The organism is Haloarchaeobius sp. HME9146 (assembly GCF_025399835.1).
Lineage (GTDB): Archaea > Halobacteriota > Halobacteria > Halobacteriales > Natrialbaceae > Haloarchaeobius.
Map to the genome: position 1 here is coordinate 2,100,375 of NZ_JAODVR010000001.1, position 15,003 is coordinate 2,115,377.

Annotated in this window: 14 protein-coding genes and 1 tRNA gene; 4 read left to right on the plus strand and 11 right to left on the minus strand. The window is 66.2% G+C overall.

From position 1 onward, the window contains the following. Positions 1–122 precede the first annotated feature (122 nt). The 10 genes from N6C22_RS10855 to N6C22_RS10900 form a co-directional block, all read right to left on the minus strand. Positions 123–662, minus strand: a complete 540-nt coding sequence (locus N6C22_RS10855; RefSeq protein ID WP_261651125.1) for a multiprotein bridging factor aMBF1 — start codon at positions 660–662, stop codon at positions 123–125. An 87-nt stretch (positions 663–749) separates the two neighbouring features. Then, a complete protein-coding gene (locus N6C22_RS10860) occupies positions 750–1,370 on the minus strand; it encodes a CDP-alcohol phosphatidyltransferase family protein (RefSeq protein ID WP_261651126.1) in 621 nt (206 codons plus the stop codon). Then, positions 1,367–1,897, minus strand: a complete 531-nt coding sequence (locus tag N6C22_RS10865) for an adenylate kinase family protein (RefSeq protein ID WP_261651127.1) — start codon at positions 1,895–1,897, stop codon at positions 1,367–1,369. The genes N6C22_RS10860 and N6C22_RS10865 overlap by 4 nt, the downstream gene beginning before the upstream one ends. After that, a complete protein-coding gene (hisC, locus tag N6C22_RS10870; RefSeq protein ID WP_261651128.1) occupies positions 1,894–2,982 on the minus strand; it encodes a histidinol-phosphate transaminase in 1,089 nt (362 codons plus the stop codon). Before hisC ends, N6C22_RS10865 begins: the two co-directional genes overlap by 4 nt. A 48-nt stretch (positions 2,983–3,030) precedes the next feature. Beyond that, entirely contained in the window at positions 3,031–4,308 is a 1,278-nt protein-coding gene (gene hflX / locus N6C22_RS10875; RefSeq protein WP_261651129.1) for a GTPase HflX, read from the minus strand. Between the two features lie 480 nt (positions 4,309–4,788). After that, the gene (locus N6C22_RS10880; protein ID WP_261651130.1) at positions 4,789–5,745 is read right to left on the minus strand and encodes a halocyanin domain-containing protein; all 957 of its coding nucleotides are present in this window, start codon (positions 5,743–5,745) and stop codon (positions 4,789–4,791) included. Between the two features lie 3 nt (positions 5,746–5,748). Next, positions 5,749–6,897 (minus strand): multicopper oxidase domain-containing protein, encoded by a 1,149-nt coding sequence (locus tag N6C22_RS10885; protein ID WP_261651131.1) that lies wholly within the window; start codon positions 6,895–6,897, stop codon positions 5,749–5,751. 193 nt (positions 6,898–7,090) lie between these two features. Next, positions 7,091–8,710 (minus strand): GMC family oxidoreductase, encoded by a 1,620-nt coding sequence (locus N6C22_RS10890; protein WP_261651132.1) that lies wholly within the window; start codon positions 8,708–8,710, stop codon positions 7,091–7,093. Next, positions 8,707–9,240, minus strand: coding sequence for a gluconate 2-dehydrogenase subunit 3 family protein (locus tag N6C22_RS10895; RefSeq protein WP_261651133.1), 534 nt, complete (start codon positions 9,238–9,240; stop codon positions 8,707–8,709). The genes N6C22_RS10890 and N6C22_RS10895 overlap by 4 nt, the downstream gene beginning before the upstream one ends. Positions 9,241–9,267: 27 nt before the next feature. Next, complete coding sequence (locus N6C22_RS10900) at positions 9,268–10,005, minus strand: fumarylacetoacetate hydrolase family protein (RefSeq protein ID WP_261651134.1); 738 nt, start codon at positions 10,003–10,005, stop codon at positions 9,268–9,270. A 125-nt stretch (positions 10,006–10,130) separates the two neighbouring features. Here N6C22_RS10900 and N6C22_RS10905 point away from each other — a divergent pair, with 125 nt between their 5' ends. The 3 genes from N6C22_RS10905 (at position 10,131) to N6C22_RS10915 (ending at position 12,594) form a co-directional block, all read left to right on the plus strand. Continuing rightward, positions 10,131–10,592 (plus strand): DUF3592 domain-containing protein, encoded by a 462-nt coding sequence (locus tag N6C22_RS10905; protein WP_261651135.1) that lies wholly within the window; start codon positions 10,131–10,133, stop codon positions 10,590–10,592. 77 nt (positions 10,593–10,669) lie between these two features. Continuing rightward, positions 10,670–10,744: transfer RNA gene (locus N6C22_RS10910), tRNA-Glu, on the plus strand. 281 nt (positions 10,745–11,025) lie between these two features. Beyond that, positions 11,026–12,594, plus strand: coding sequence for a uracil-xanthine permease family protein (locus N6C22_RS10915; RefSeq protein WP_261651136.1), 1,569 nt, complete (start codon positions 11,026–11,028; stop codon positions 12,592–12,594). A gap of 8 nt (positions 12,595–12,602) precedes the next feature. Here N6C22_RS10915 and N6C22_RS10920 read toward each other — a convergent pair whose 3' ends face one another. Then, on the minus strand, positions 12,603–13,823 hold the full coding sequence (locus tag N6C22_RS10920) for an ABC transporter permease (RefSeq protein WP_261651137.1): 1,221 nt from the start codon (positions 13,821–13,823) through the stop codon (positions 12,603–12,605). A 189-nt stretch (positions 13,824–14,012) separates the two neighbouring features. On the opposite strand from N6C22_RS10920, the gene N6C22_RS10925 reads away from it, so the two are divergent. Continuing rightward, positions 14,013–14,981, plus strand: coding sequence for an ABC transporter permease (locus N6C22_RS10925; RefSeq protein ID WP_261651138.1), 969 nt, complete (start codon positions 14,013–14,015; stop codon positions 14,979–14,981). Positions 14,982–15,003 lie beyond the last annotated feature (22 nt).

Genomic DNA, 15,003 nt, shown 5'->3' on the forward strand with positions numbered 1-15,003 from the left:
CTCATTACAGGGTCATCTCTCATGACTGTTTGGTTAACCGTATACTTCTTGAAAAAAGTCGCCGTGTGACCAAGGTCAGACGGCCGTCAGACGGCAGGAGCGCCCACCGCGATGTGGGCCGTTCAGTCCTTGCGTTTGACGACGTCACCCAGCGTCTGGGTGGTGCCAGCGGAGTCGCTCTTCCAGTCCTTCTCTTCCTCGCTGGAGCCGCCAGCCTTGAGACTGATACCGAGGAACTTCTCCAGTTTGGTCTGCATCCGGTCGGAGGGGAGGGTGTCCCCGCGTTCGAGTTTCCGGACGAGACTGGCCTTCTCGTTGAGTTCGCTGGCCAGGTCCGACTGACTCAGGCCCTTCTTCTCGCGGGCCCGTCGGATACGGTCGTCGTAGTCCTGTGCGATTTCGTCCATGTCGTCGAACATGTCTCTCCGACGGGACGAACCGCCACCGCCACCAGACCTGCTGGAGCCACCCGACGTGGAGCTAGAGGACGAAGAGGACCCAGACGACCCGGTAGAGTACTTCGTGGACGTGCTGGAGGACTGCTGGGTCTTGACTTCGGTCCCGAAGTCGGCGCAGTTGTCGCACACGTCCAACTCTGCGCCCTCGACCTTCACCGTCTTCGGCTGCGACGTCTCGGCGCCACACATCTCACACTGAACCATGGTCGTGTGTTGACCGCCAGCAATGATAAAAGGTACGCCGTCGCGGTGCTGGCTGTCAGTTCGAGCGATAGCGGGCTGGCGACGATGTCAGCTCAGGGCGTTCCACGCGCCCGAGAACCGCTGGAGTGCCGTGACGTGGCCCACGACCGCGAACACGACCAGCAGCCAGCCGACCACGGTCAGGCCGTAGAGGTCGGCCGTGACCACGGCCGCGACGTAGCCGACGACGCCCGACAGCGCGAGTCGGTCTGCACGCCCGAGGTAGCCCGCGTACACGCGGTCGAGGCCGACCGCCTGCGCCTGCGTGCCGAGGTAGGAGGTCATCAGGACGCCGGTGACCGCGGCGAGCCCGATGTCGTACCGACCGATTCCCGCGGCAAAGCCGGCGATGATGACCAGGTCGGCGTAGCGGTCGAGCACGTGGTCGAGCATGTCTCCGGCCTCGCTGGCGACGTTCTGTGCCCGCGCCAGTTCGCCGTCGACCACGTCGAGCCAGCCGTTGAGCGCGACGCAGGTCGCGCCGACCGCGTAGAACAGCGGGGCATCCGCGACGGCGGGCCCGGCGTAGGCGAACGCGCCGCCGGCGGCGACCGCCAGCAGGAACGCGATGGTGCTCACGCCGTTCGGAGAGAGGCCGAGGGCGTCGGCGGCGCGGACCCACGGATCGAGCAGCGACTTGACCTGGGGGCGGAGTTGGTCGAGCGTCATAGGTACTCGATGAAGTCGACGTCGCCGGCACTCGGTTCGCGCTCGCCGTGGACGACGGCCGCGATGTCGGCGGCCACGTCTTCAGGCGCGCGGTCTGTCGTGTCTATCTCGTAGACGTTCTCTAAGCCGTGCAGTTCGACGGCCTCCGAGAGGATGACGTCGAGTGCCTCGCTCTCGGCGTTCTCGCCCGCCTTGGGCGGACTCTCGCCCCTGTCGAGCAGCCGCTGTTCGAGTTCCGCTGGCTCACACCGCAACACCACGACGCGGTCGGCGTCGAGGTAGTGCGAGAGGTGCGAATCGAGCACCACGTCGTCGCGGTCACCGACCCATTCTTCGAGCGCGTCGAGGTCGACGACCACGCTGTCGCGTTCCTCGTCGACCTCCTCGTAGAGTTCCTCAGCCTCGATGACCTCGTTCAGGTGGACCATGTCGAGGGATACGTCGTAGTCCCCGGCTGCATCGTCGGCGAGCAGGTCCGTCGCGGTGGTCTTTCCCGTTCCGGGCGTCCCCGTGACGACCACCCTCACCGCGATAGCACCTCGTTGAGCGTCTCGACGGCTTCGCGGGTCTCCGCCTCGGTTCCGCAGGTGATGCGGACACAGCCGGGCAGCCCGAAGCTCGTGCAGTCGCGCACGATGACACCCTCGTGTTGCATCTCGTCGGTGACGGCGGCTGCGCCGTCCTCGCCGCGGGACTCGCTCACGTCCACGAGGACGAAGTTGCCCTCGCTCTCCCACACGGGAGCGTCGATCTCGTCGCGCATGTACGAGCGCGCCCAGCGGGCGGTCTCGACCGACTTCTCGACGTGCTCGTCGTCGCCCATCGCGGCGAGGCCGGCCCGGCAGGCCAGCTCGCTCGCGGCGAAGGGTGTGTTCACTCGCGCGTACGCGTCGGCCCAGTCCTCGGGGACCAGCGCGTAGCCGAGCCGGACGCCCGCGAGTCCGTACGCCTTCGAGAAGGTCCGCAGGATGGCGATGTCGTCGCGCTCGTCAAGCAGGCTGCGGGCGCTCTCGGTCTCGGCGTACTCGCCGTAGGCTTCGTCGACGACGACGAGGGTCTCTTCTGCAGTTTCGTCGGCGACGGTCTCGATGGCGTCGAGGGAGAACGTCCCGCCAGTGGGATTGTGCGGGCTCGTCAGGTAGACGATGCGCTCGCCGGCGTAGTCCGAGAGGACGGTCTCGGCGGTGAGTTCGAGGTCCGGGTCGTCGAGCGTGTACTGCTCGACCTCGCCGTGGTGGTAGCGCGCGCTCATCCCGTAGTAGGCGAAGCCGGGGTCCGGAACGAGCACGGCGTCGCCGGGTTCCAGCATCGCGCGAGCGAGGTAGTCGAGCGCGCCGTCGCCACCGTTGGCCAGCCAGACTTGTGCCGGGTTGCAGTCCCAGCGGTCCGCGATGGCCTCGGTGAGGTCGGCGTGAGCCGCCTTCGGGTACGAGGACATGCCCGGTGCCGCCTCCTGGATGGCCGCGATGGCCTCCGGGGACGGCCCGTGCGGGTTCTCGTTGGACGCGAGCTTTGTGAGGGCCGCCGGGTCCATGCCGAGGTCCCTGGCGACCTCCTCGATACCGCGCCCGGCCTCGTAGGCGACGTGGGCCGAGAGGTCGCGTGGTTGCATGTGCGAGCAACCGGCCCGTGGGGCCTTAAGCGTAGTCAACCAGGCCAGTCAGTCGAGCGATTCGGCACGCGACCGCGCCTGTGTGACGATAGTCGGCCGCCCCCGGATCGAGAGGGAGACCTGGTCCTCGTAGGTGACGGAGTCGACTGTCGCGTGCTCGTGACACCACGAGACGAACTGCTGGGTCTCCGGGCCGTGTGGCAGGTCGAATTCGGCGGAATCGGTCGGGAGGGCGTCGACGATACGGGCTCGAAGCTCGTCCAGACCGTCGTCTTCGGTCGCGCTCGCGACGACCGGGTTGGGTGCGAGATCTGCCAGTTCCGCCTGTCGGCGGGCGAGTTCGCCGTCGTCGAGGCAATCGGCCTTGTTGAAGACGGTGAGCACGCTCCCGCCCGTGCCAGCTATCTCGGCGTGACAGGTCTCGATGCGCTCCCTGAGCGCCGCGACCGGCTTGCTCGCGTCGACCACGAGGACGACCACGTCCGCATCGTGGACTTCCGTCAGGGTCGACCGGAACGCCTCGACGAGGTCGTGCGGGAGGTCCCGGATGAAACCCACCGTATCGGAGAGGAGGACGCGGCGGCCGTCCATCGTGGCCCGGCGCGTCGTCGTGTCGAGGGTCTTGAACAGCCGGTCCTCGACGCCGGCGGTCTCCCCGAGGTCGCTGTGGGCAGGTTCTGACGCTTCGAGGGTCAGGTCGTCCGCGAGTCGGTGCAGGAGTGTCGACTTCCCGGCGTTGGTGTAGCCGGCCAGGGCGACGAAGTCGAAGCCCTCCTCGCGTTTTCGGTTCCGACTCGCGTCGGCCTCGTCGGGGAGCGCGTTCAGTTTGTTGTGGACCCGGTCGATGCGCTGTTTCACCTCGCGGATCCACTCGCCCTCGGGGTCGTGCGTCGGGAACCAGTTGTACTCGACGTCCTCGCTCTGGACCTCCCGCCGCCGGTGGAGTTCGTGGCGCAGGCGCGCGAGTTCGACCTGCAACTGGGCGCGCTTCGTGCTCGCCCCGGCCTCGAAGATGTCGAGGATGAGGCGATAGCGGTCCCGAACTTCGGTGCCGTCGGGGAGGCGGTCGGTGAGGTTGAACAGCTGGGCGGGTGAGAGGTGGTTGTCGACGATGACGGTGCCTGCGGTGGTCTCGCGTATCTCGTCGGCTACCTCGTCGACCTTTCCCAATCCGAGGTCGTAGGTCGGGTCTTCGGGCCGGGTCTGGGTGAATACCTCCTGGATGGTGTAGCCTGCAGCCTCGGTGAGGGCCTCGATTTCGTCTGTGTTCGGTTCTTCAGTTTCGGTTCGTGCGGCGAGTACCGCGCGTGATGACTGTCGTGACATCTCTCTTGGGATTTGGTTGTTCGGAACGCAATTCGGGGGCAGCCGGCGTTATCGGCTATCGGACGATATCGACTCCATGCCGAGGCGAACTGCGCCAGCTGGCTGGAAACAGGACGGGATGGGCACGACTCGCGGGGTCGAGTTCGCTGCGGTGTGCCCGCCTCCCGTCAGAAAACGAATACGGTCTGCATGAACTACCTGTCCTGACGGTCACGTGCCCCGGTAAAAGCGGTTCGGGTGGTGTGTCAACTTCTGACAATCCGGGTCGCTTCACCCCCGGAATCGCACCTTCTGTTCGATTTTCCAACCAGTCTGTGTGGGCAAGTGGCGTCCTATCCCGAACAAATAAACTGTTTCTCGCTATATCAAATCGGGCTTGAATCTGGAAACAGCCGGGTGGTCGAAATCAGTCACGGAAACAGGGAAAACGAGAGCGAGAACGGTTCAGGCCGGTGTCGGACCACCGGGCGAGGTAGCCAGTCAGTCCTGGCTGACCGTATCCTTGTAGTGGACGTACAGCCCGAGGCCGAGGGGAGCGGCGATGGCTGCCGCGCCGAGACCGGCCGTCGCGTAGGCTCGCGTGGTCGGGACGGTCTGTGCGCCTGCGCCCACGAGGACGACCCCGCGCATCCCCTGCTCGCCGTAGTCCTCGCAGTAGTACTTGCTCACACCGTCACCGTCGAACTGGAGCGCGTACTCGGTCCCCCTGCTGGCGACCCGCTGGCTCTCGAAGCCGAGCTGGTCGTCGACGACGCTGTATCGACCGGCGGAGCCGACCCACTCCCAGACGACCGTCGTCCCGGGGTCGACGTGGATCGCCGCGGGCTCGAAGGCGAACTCGCCGCCGTTGCCATCGGCCCCGACCTCCACGCGGACCTCGTCCTTCCCTCGCATGTCGACCACGTCGGTGTAGTTCTCGACGCCTGCCAGCCAGCCGTCGAAGGTGGGCCCGGTGGGTTCGGTCGGTTCGGGGGCTGCTTCAGCCAGCGACACCTCGGCGTCGCCAACGACGAGTGCACCCTTCATGCCCATCGCCTCGTGCGGCGCACAGGCGTAGCGGAAGACACCCGACGATTCAGCAGCGTACTCGAACGTCGCGCCCGCGTCCGAGAGCATCTCGGACTCGAACGTTCCGTCCTTGGCGACGACGTTGTGCATCCCGCCCTTGCCGGACCACTCCCAGACGACCGTGGTGCCGGGGTCGACCCGGACCGCGGCTGGCGCGAAGCCGAACGCGCCGCCGTTGCCTGCTGCGCCGACCGTGATGGTCACCTCGCTCTCGCCGCGCTTGTCGGCCAACCCGGAGACGTTGTCCGCGTTGGCGAACCAGTCGGCCAGTGATTCTCCCTCGCCTGCCTGCGCACCGGCCGGGGTGGCCAGCGTGAGGCCCGCGAGACCGGCACCGGCCGCCGCCGTTAGGAACTCGCGTCGCTCCATGGCTCAGGCCTCGTATCCCGCGAGGTCCATCATCTTCGCGAAGATGTCGCTCTGCATCGCGTCCGTGTAGACGATGCCACCGAGCATCCCACCGGGGTAGGAGTCTCCGTTGCGGATGTGGTTGACCTTGTGGCAGTGGATGAGGTAGATGCCGGGGTCGGCGTCGGCCTCGAACTCGATGGTGTAGCGCTCCGCGGGCGCGACGTTGATGACGTCCTGGAGGATCTGCATCTGCTCGGGCCACGGACTGCCGTCCTTCTCGACGACCTTGAACCGGTGGTTGTGGATATGCATCGGGTGGCTGTGGAAGCCGGCGTTCACCCAGTGGATGCGGACCGTGTCGCCGGGTTCGACGATGATGGGCGAGCCGTCCTCCGGGTGCAGGGTTCGGGGGGCGGACTTCCCGTTGATGGTGAAGGCGTCGGCCATCCGGTTCGTCAGGTCGTACTGAACGTTCTCGCCCGCGTACTGGCGCGAGAGGCGGGTGTCCCACTCCTTGACGGTCATGAAGTACTCCTTGTCGGCCTCCTCGTAGCCCTCGGGGTCGACCCGCAGGATGCCGAACATCCCCATGTCCATGTGCATCGGCGTCTGGTAGTGGCAGTGGTAGAGGTGCGTGCCCGCGACGTTCGCGGGGATGGTGTAGGTGTGCTTCTCGCCGGGCATCACCGTGATACCGGTCGTCGTCGGGACGCCGTCGTTCTCCCACGTCTTGCGGACGCCGTGGAAGTGCAGCGTGTGCGGGTGCGGGGCGTCGGTGTTGTCGAGCGTGATCTTCAGCTCGGCACCCTCGGTGCACCGGAGGATGGGCGCGGGGACGCTCGGTTCGCCGTCGTCGGCTGCGAACGCCCACGTCACGGGCAGCGTGATGGGCCCGTTCATCGTCTCCAGCGGGTGGAGGTGGTGGGTCGCCTTCACCGGCTTCAGGGTGACCTCGTGCCCGCGCTCGTCCAGATCGACGACCTCGGGCTTGCTCGTCGTCGGGAGGTCACCGAGGAGCTTCGCGGTGTTCCCACCCGTTTCGACAGGGTTCACGGACGGCTGCGTGGTGGTCGTGCAGCCGGCCATCGCGAAGAGACCGGTGCCACCCGTGGCGGCCAGAAACTTTCGTCGGGAGATGCCCTTGCCGGGTGCGCCGATTGCATCGTTCATCGGCTACAGGTTCGAGAATGGGTACGATATAAACAGAAGCCGATTCTCGAAGGTCGAGAATACAGTCTTAATAATTACATGTCAATAAGTCGCATGGGTATGGTGTGAATCGCCATACCATCAGCTTCCACAGCAGACAGTACTCGGGCGCATATCCGGTGTGGAACCGCAGTCGGGAGAACCGTATCCAGACTTAGAGCTCGGAATCGAGCCGGTCGGCGACCCGCAGTGAGAGCGCCGCGATGGTGAGCGTCGGATTGAGTGCCCCACCGGTGACGAACACCGAGGAGGACGCGACCCAGCAGTTGTCGAGGTCGTGGGTGCGACAGGCCGGGTCGACCACGCTCTCTGCAGGGTCTTCACCCATCCGCGTCGTCCCCATGTGGTGGAAGGCAGGACCGGTGTTGTCCGGTCCGACGACCCATCCGACGTCGGCACCGAGTTCGTCCATGATGGCCAGCTGGCGTTCGTTCGCAGCCTCGATGGTCCGCCGGGTTCGGTCGTCGATGGACCAGTGTATCTCGGGGACAGGGTTGCCGTGGTCGTCCGTCACGTCGGGATTCAACTCGACACGGTTGGACTTCTGGGGCGTCTGGGCGCACAGGCCCGTGACTTCGAGGTAGTTCCCGTAGGACTCACGGATGTGCTCGAGCAGGCTGTCACCCCAGGGTGCTTCGGAGCCAGACGTGAGTGCTTCGCCCACTGGCGAGGGGCCGGCGTAGTTCAGGAACTCGAGTTTGAACGGCCCACGCTCCGCACCCCCGTCGTCGTAGAACTGGTGGCTCTCGGTCGTGATGAACCCGACGTGGTTCTGGCGGGTCTCCTGGTCGATGGTTCCGCCGACACGGGCCGCGACGTGGTCCATGAAGTACTTCCCCACCAGTCCGGAGGAGTTCGCGAGACCGTCGGGGTACTGCTCGGACTTCGAGAGCAGGAGGAGCCGGGGAATCTCGATGCCACCTGCCGCGAGCACGAACTGTCTGGCCTCCTGACGATGTTCCTCGCCGTCGGGGGTCGCGTACACCGCCGCCTCGATGGTGTCGCCGCTGCTGTCGTGCTCCAGTCGCTGGACCGGTGCGCGGTCGATGACCCGGGCCCCCGCTTCTTCGGCTCGCGCGACGTGGACCGTCGCGTCGTACTTCGCGCCCGATGGGCAGACGGGTTTGCAGGTGCCGTAGCCCTGGCACGGTACCCGCCCGTCGTAGGCTTCGGAGTTACGGGCGTTCGGGGACGAGTGGGTCGTGATTCCGAGTTCCTCGCACGCCCTGGCGAAGATAGAGTCGGAGTACGAGGGTTTGAACGCCGGCATCGGGTACGGCTCCTCGCGCGGGGGCGCGAATGGGTTATCGTCCGCGCCTGCCACGCCGAGTTCCGACTCGGCTTCGGCGTAATAGGTCTGGAGGTCGTCGTAGCCGATGGGCCAGTCGTCGGTCACGCCGTCGCGACTCTGGCGCTCGAAGTCGGCCTCGTGCAGCCGGTACACCATCCCCTGCCAGTGCAAGGTCGTCCCGCCGACGCCCTTCACCCGCGCCGCGTTGAGGGGGTAGTACATGTCGCCCTCGCTGGTGAAGGCGTCGCGCTCGCCGCCCATGTCCCAGACCGACAGCGGCCCGTGGGCAGGGCGAATCCGGCGCTCCATGCGTTCCATCCGGTCGGCGGGGTCGAACCTGGGCCCGGCGTCGAGCACGACGACATCGTGCCCTGCAGTGGCGAGTTCGGACGCGACGAGCGCGCCCGCCGGCCCTGCCCCGACGATACACACATCTGCCCGCGGCGAGGGGGTGCGGTCCGGGTCGGACTCCTGCCGGCTCATTCCGGCCCCCGCTGGTAGCTCTCGGTCCCACCGGGGTGACCGATGGGGTTCTCTGTGCCGGCCAGTTCGCCACCCGTCGGTGAGGTGTAGAAGGCGTAGAGCAGTTCGTTCACGACGAAGTAGCGGACCTGTGCCGCGGTCGACCCACCCGGGTCCGGGTCGATGGCGTCGACGCCCATCTCGCGGAGGAGACTGTCCCGAGTCTCCTGGTCGAGGGTCGAGTACGGGCCGTCGTACCAGCTTCTGGCCAGCTCGTCGATGGCCGACAGTGCCTCGGCGACCCCGGTTCGGTAGTCGGGACGGCCGGTCGTCCGGCCCGCGACGTAGGTCCGCACGAACGACTCGACGTTCTCGGCCTCGCTCGGATAGACGACCTCTGCGACGGCGACGAGCGTGTCCACGTCGACCTCGGTATCCACCGTCTCCTCGGCCGCCCGGAGATCGTCCTGCGAGAGTGCGGCAGCACCAGAGCCCACGACGATGCCACCGGATGCGAGCGCAGCGAGCGCGTCGCGCCGTGTCAGTTCCATTCGGGGCAGATTAGGCCAACCTAAACCTTAAGCGCTGGGAATCTCCACCGTGTGCTCGAGGTGGCCGACACCCTCGATCTCGACGACGACCTCGTCGCCGTCTTCGAGCTTCCCGACGCCTTCCGGCGTTCCGGTCGCGATGACGTCGCCGGGTTCGAGCGTCATGTACCGCGTTATCTCCGCGATGAGCTCCGGGACCGAGAATATCATCTGGTCACGGGTGCCGTCCTGGCGTCGCTCACCGTTGCAGTACGACCGGACGGAAGCGTCCTCGGGCACGTCCTCGGCGGGCGCGATAACCGGGCCGACCGGGGCGGCACCATCGAACGCCTTCCCGCGGACCCAGTTGGTCTCCTCGCGCTGGTCGTCGCGGTTCGAGAGGTCGTTCACGCAGGTGAACCCGCGGACCACGTCCATCGCGTCCGCCTCGTCGACGTGCCGGCACTGCTCGTCGATGACGACGCCGAGTTCGGCCTCGAAGTCTAACCGGTCCTTCCCCGCAGGTAGGGTGACCGTAGAACCGTGCGACGAGACCGCGTTCGGTGGTTTCAGGAACAGGAGCGGTCGGTCCGGTACGTCGTTGTCCATCTCGGCCGCGTGGTCGGCGTAGTTTCGCCCGATGCAGACTATCTTGGTCGGCTCGCAGGGCGGGAGAATCTCCACGTCGTCCTGTGCGTACTCGCGGCTGCCGAATCGGACGGTCCCGTCGTCCCACTCGCCGGTCCTGACTGCGCCTGCCGGGTCGCGAAAGCGAACCTGCTTCATGTTCGGGGCTGTCACGCCGGTCCGGGTTAAAGTTTGCAGTGGTGCCAATCCAGACCAGCAACCGGCGAAAAAGGCGCTCCCCGGCCCTGGGCTTTTCCACCCCAGGCCCCTCTCTCTACGTAGGGATGATAGAGGTCCTACTCGGGTTCCCGTTCGCGCTGGTCGGTCTCTGGCTCGCATATGCCGGTATCCAGGACTACCGTTCCCAGCGTGCGATGCTGGCCGGCCGCCGACGTGTCACGGCACAGATTACGGACACGGGCGTCGAGGAGCGTCAGCACGACGGCGGCGGCACCTACTTCGTCCCCGTCGTCAGCTACCGCTACGAACTCGACGGCGAGACCTACGAATCCGACCGTGTGCTGCCGCCCGAGGCCCGGACGGGGTACCCGTACTCGGACCCCGCTTGGGACGTCGTGAGCAGATACGAGGACGAGACGACCGTCGCAGCCTACGTCGACCCGGCCGCCCCGTCCGTGGCGTTCCTCGAACCCGACGGGATGCGACGGCCGCTCCTGTTCGCGGGATTCGGGGTCGCGCTCACCGTTCTGACCGGGTTGTACGCGATTGCGCTCGCGCTCGCATGAGAGAGATTCACCCACCAGCGCCGGAACAAAAGGACGGATTTATACTTACCCACCCCATCGTCTCGGATGCGGAGCACGCTCGGTTGGTGTAGTCCGGCCAATCATTTCGGCCTTTCGAGCCGATGACCGGGGTTCAAATCCCCGACCGAGCACTTTTGCGACGAACTACCCTCGGAGTACCGCGTAGCGTGTACTCCGTATCGTGAGTCGTGAAAATCTTCTGAGTGGGATTTGAGCAACGAGCAGCTCCGCTGCGAGTGAGTTCAAATCCCCGACCGAGCATACTTCTGTCGCGAACCGACAATGGAGCTCCGCGTAACGTGTACCCCGCATCGTGGTGCGAGGAGGGCGGTCCGAGAGGAGGGCCCATTCGTACTGGGATGAATCAGCAGAATTATCCTGACCGATATGGAGTCTCGCACGAGGGCCAACCATGACAAGTCAGGGCGCAGACGACGCTGCAACCGCCGAGGCCGATGGCGGGAGCAGTTTCGTCGAATACGGAATCGAGGACGAACCGCCGCTGTCCACGTCGGTACTGCTGGGGGTCCAGCACTACCTGACGATGGTCGGCGCGAACATCGCGGTCCCGCTGATTCTCGCAGGGGCGATGGGGATGCCTGCGGAGGTGACGGCGAAGTTCGTGGGCACCTTCTTCGTGGTCTCGGGTATCGCGACGCTGGCGCAGACGACGTTCGGGAACCGGTACCCCATCGTGCAGGGGGCACCGTTCTCGATGCTCGCGCCGGCGCTGGCCATCGTGGCGACGGCACCTGCCTTACCGGGCAGCGCGCCGTGGGAGAGCAAGCTGCTGTTCCTGCAGGGCGCGATCATCGCGGCGGCAGTGACCGAGGTGTTCATCGGGTACCTCGGCATCGTGGGACGGCTTCGCCGGCTGCTGTCGCCTGTGGTCGTCGCGCCGACCATCGCGCTCATCGGGCTGTCGCTGTTCAACGTCCCGCAGATCACGTCGGCGACCCAGAACTGGTGGCTGCTCGGGCTGACCGTTGGGCTGGTCGTCCTGTTCTCGCAGTATCTCGGTGACGGGCACCGGGTTTTCCAGCTGTTCCCGGTGCTGCTCGCCATCGTCATCGCGTGGGTCGTCGCGGCCGTCCTGAGCGTCACCGGCGTCTACGTCGACGGGACGCCGGGCTACGTCGACCTCGCGGCGGTGACCGACGTGTCGCTCGTCTTCGCCATCTACCCGCTCCAGTGGGGGATGCCGCAGTTCGAGGCCGCGTTCGCCATCGGGATGTTCGCGGGTGTGTTGGCCTCCATCATCGAGAGCTTCGGTGACTACCACGCGGTCGCCCGGCTGACCGGGACCGGTGCTCCGAGCGAGTCCCGCATCAACCACGGCATCGGGATGGAGGGTCTGATGAACGTCTTCGCCGGCATCATGGGCGCTGGCGGGTCGACCTCCTACTCCGAGAACATCGGGGCCATCGGCCTCACCGGCGTGGCCTCCCGGCGCGTCGTGCAGGCCGGGGCCGCCGTGATGCTCGTCGTCGGGTTCTTCGGGCCGTTCGGCCAGCTCGTCGCGACCATCCCGAACCCCATCGTGGGTGGCCTGTTCGTCGCGATGTTCGGGCAGATCGTCGCGGTCGGCCTCTCGAACCTGAAGTACGTCGACCTCGACTCCTCGCGTAACGTGTTCGTCATCGGCATCGCCCTGTTCACCGGACTGTCGATTCCGCGCTACATGACCAACGTCGGCGGCGTCGAGGCGTTCGCCGAGGGGCTCGCGAGCGTGCCGGTCCTCGGGGGTGCTCTCACGGCCCTCACCGACGTGCCAGTGCTCGGGCTCGTGCTTGGAATCGACACGGTCGCGAACACGCTGTTCGTCATCGGCGGTACCGGGATGGCCGTCGGTGGGCTCATCGCGCTCGTGCTGGACAACACGATTCCTGGCACGGACGAGGAACGCGGCGTCGAGGCCTGGGAAGACATCACCGAGGACGAGAGCGACTTCTCGCCGGTCTGGTCGAGCGCGGACGACTGACCACCGGGTCAGCCGCTGTTTTTCGGGTCGAGGCCGTCACGAACCGCGTCGCCGAGTATCGACGCCGCGACCACCGTCAGGGCCAGGGCGACGACCGGCCAGAGCGTGACCCAGTACACGTAGGGGAACTGGCCGCTGAAGGTGTTGATACCCTGGGCGGCGATCTCGCCCCACGAGAGTATCATGATGTCGTTCATGTCCATGTAGGAGATGGCGGCCTCGATGAGGATGATGGTCGGAATCAGCCGGGTGAGCCCGACGACGGCGGCGTTCGCCACGTTCGGGATGACGTGTTTCGCGAGGATGGTGAGGTCCGAGGTGCCGGCGCTCCTGGCGGCGAGGACGTAGGCGTCTTCGCGGCACTGGATGGCCTCCGAGCGAACCAGCCTGGCGAGTCCGCCCCACGAGAGCAGTCCGAACACCGCGACGAACAGGAACAGGGAGCGCCCCCAGTACGAGAGCACGAGGTAGGCGACGAACGCCGGGATGGTCTGCTGGACGTCGACGTAGCTCATCAGCAGGGTGTCGACCCGCCCGCCGAAGTAGCCAGCGACGGCACCGACCACGGTCGCGACGGGGACGATGATGGTGCCGGTGATGAGCGCGACCTTGACCGCGACGTGGGCACCGGAGAACAGCAGCGGAATCATGTTCTTCCCGTACGGGCTGGTCCCGAGCGGGTAGCGCAAGGTGCCGTAACAGCGGTCGGCCGTCTCGACGCCGAGACAGGGGTCCGCCAGGCGAGCCGGGCCCCAGAGGAACGCCGGCGGCTGGAACTGGTGGGGCAGGTTGATGCTCGCCTGCCAGAACAGGGGGCCGACGAAGCCGGCGACGACGACGAGCGAGAGGTACACGAGACTCGCAAGCGCGAGGGGGCGATGCCTGATGATGCGCCAGTAGCGGTTGCGGACCTGTGCCGACCGGGCGAGGGGCAGGCCCGCGAACAGCAGCACGACCCAGAGCGACAGCACGAAGAGCCAGTCGGTCTGGACGAAGTCCCAGGTGAACGGCGTCACGAGGAAGAACCCGAGGTCGACGCGCGAGCCGACGGCGTGGATCGTCGGCTTGCTCGCCGGGAGGACGAAGTAGTCGTAGAGGAACGCGGCTCCGACGAGCGCGGCCCCGGCGAGGAAGGCCAGAAGTCGGGGCGACAGGAGCGAGACGCTGCCGTCGAGCGTGTCCCAGTCGATGGTCTCGAACGTCTCGGTCTCCGTCTCCGCCTCGGTCATCGTACCGAACCTCGGTTCGAAGGCGTGGTCGGTCCCCCGGGCCGGAACATACGCTGATTCGACGCGGATGGAACCTAAATATCCATCAGAATATCAAACAGGTATTTTCGTTATCGTACAGTTTTCGGTGGTTCCCCGTGTTGGGACCTGCATGGAACCGCTGGCGTGCGCAAGGGACGAGGTGGGACCATGAGCAGGCTCGCCTTCATCGGCCGCCGACTCGGTTTCTCGATACTTGCCGCGTACGCGGTGATGACCGTCTCGTTCTTCGTCGTCGCGGTCATGCCGGACCCGAACGTCGGGCTCGCGGCGTGGACCGCGAAGGGGGACCCGGACGAAGCCGCGAACGCCGTCGTCGAGGCCAAGAACCTGAACGACCCGCTCCTCGACCGGTACCTCCAGTGGGTCGTCGACCTGACGACGTTCGACTGGGGACGCTCCATCGGGGGGTTCGGTCGCCCCGGTGAACCAGTGATAGAACTGCTTCAGTCCGTGATTCCGGTCACGCTCGCGTATCTCGTGCCGGCACTGCTCATCTCGACCACGCTGGCGCTCGCGCTCGGGTCGTACGTCGCGCTCAACCCCGAATCGCGGGTCGCCACGAGCATCTCGTCGGTCGGCTATCTCGGACTGGGCGTCCCCAGTTTCTTCGTGGCGGAACTGCTGTTGTTCGCCGCGAACGAGCAGTTCGACTGGCTGACGGTCGCGTTCCCCCGCCGAATCGACCTCGTGGACCCGGTCTCGCTGTGGCCGTACCTGATTCCGGCGACGGTGCTCGCCACCGGACTCGCGGCCGGCCAGCTGCGCTACGTCCGGGCGGAATCGAGCGAACTGCTCGGGCGTGATTTCGTCAAGCTCGTCGAGTCGAAAGGCGCTGGCGACCTCCGGGTCATCAGGCACGTGCTCGCGAACGCCGCCCTCCCGCTCCTGTCGCTGTTCTTTGCGGACATGGTCTCGACCATGGTCGTCCAGGTGTTCGTCATCGAGTTCGTCTTCGGGCTTCAGGGCATCGGGACCCTCACCCTCCAGGCCGTCAGCGACCGGAACATGCCGGTCATCATCGGCACCACGATGGCCATCGCGTACGCCGGTATCGGGGCGAACTTCCTCCAGGACGTCGCCTACGCCTGGTTCGACCCGCGTGCCGACTTCGAATGAACAGGTTTATTCGCGCCGTGAC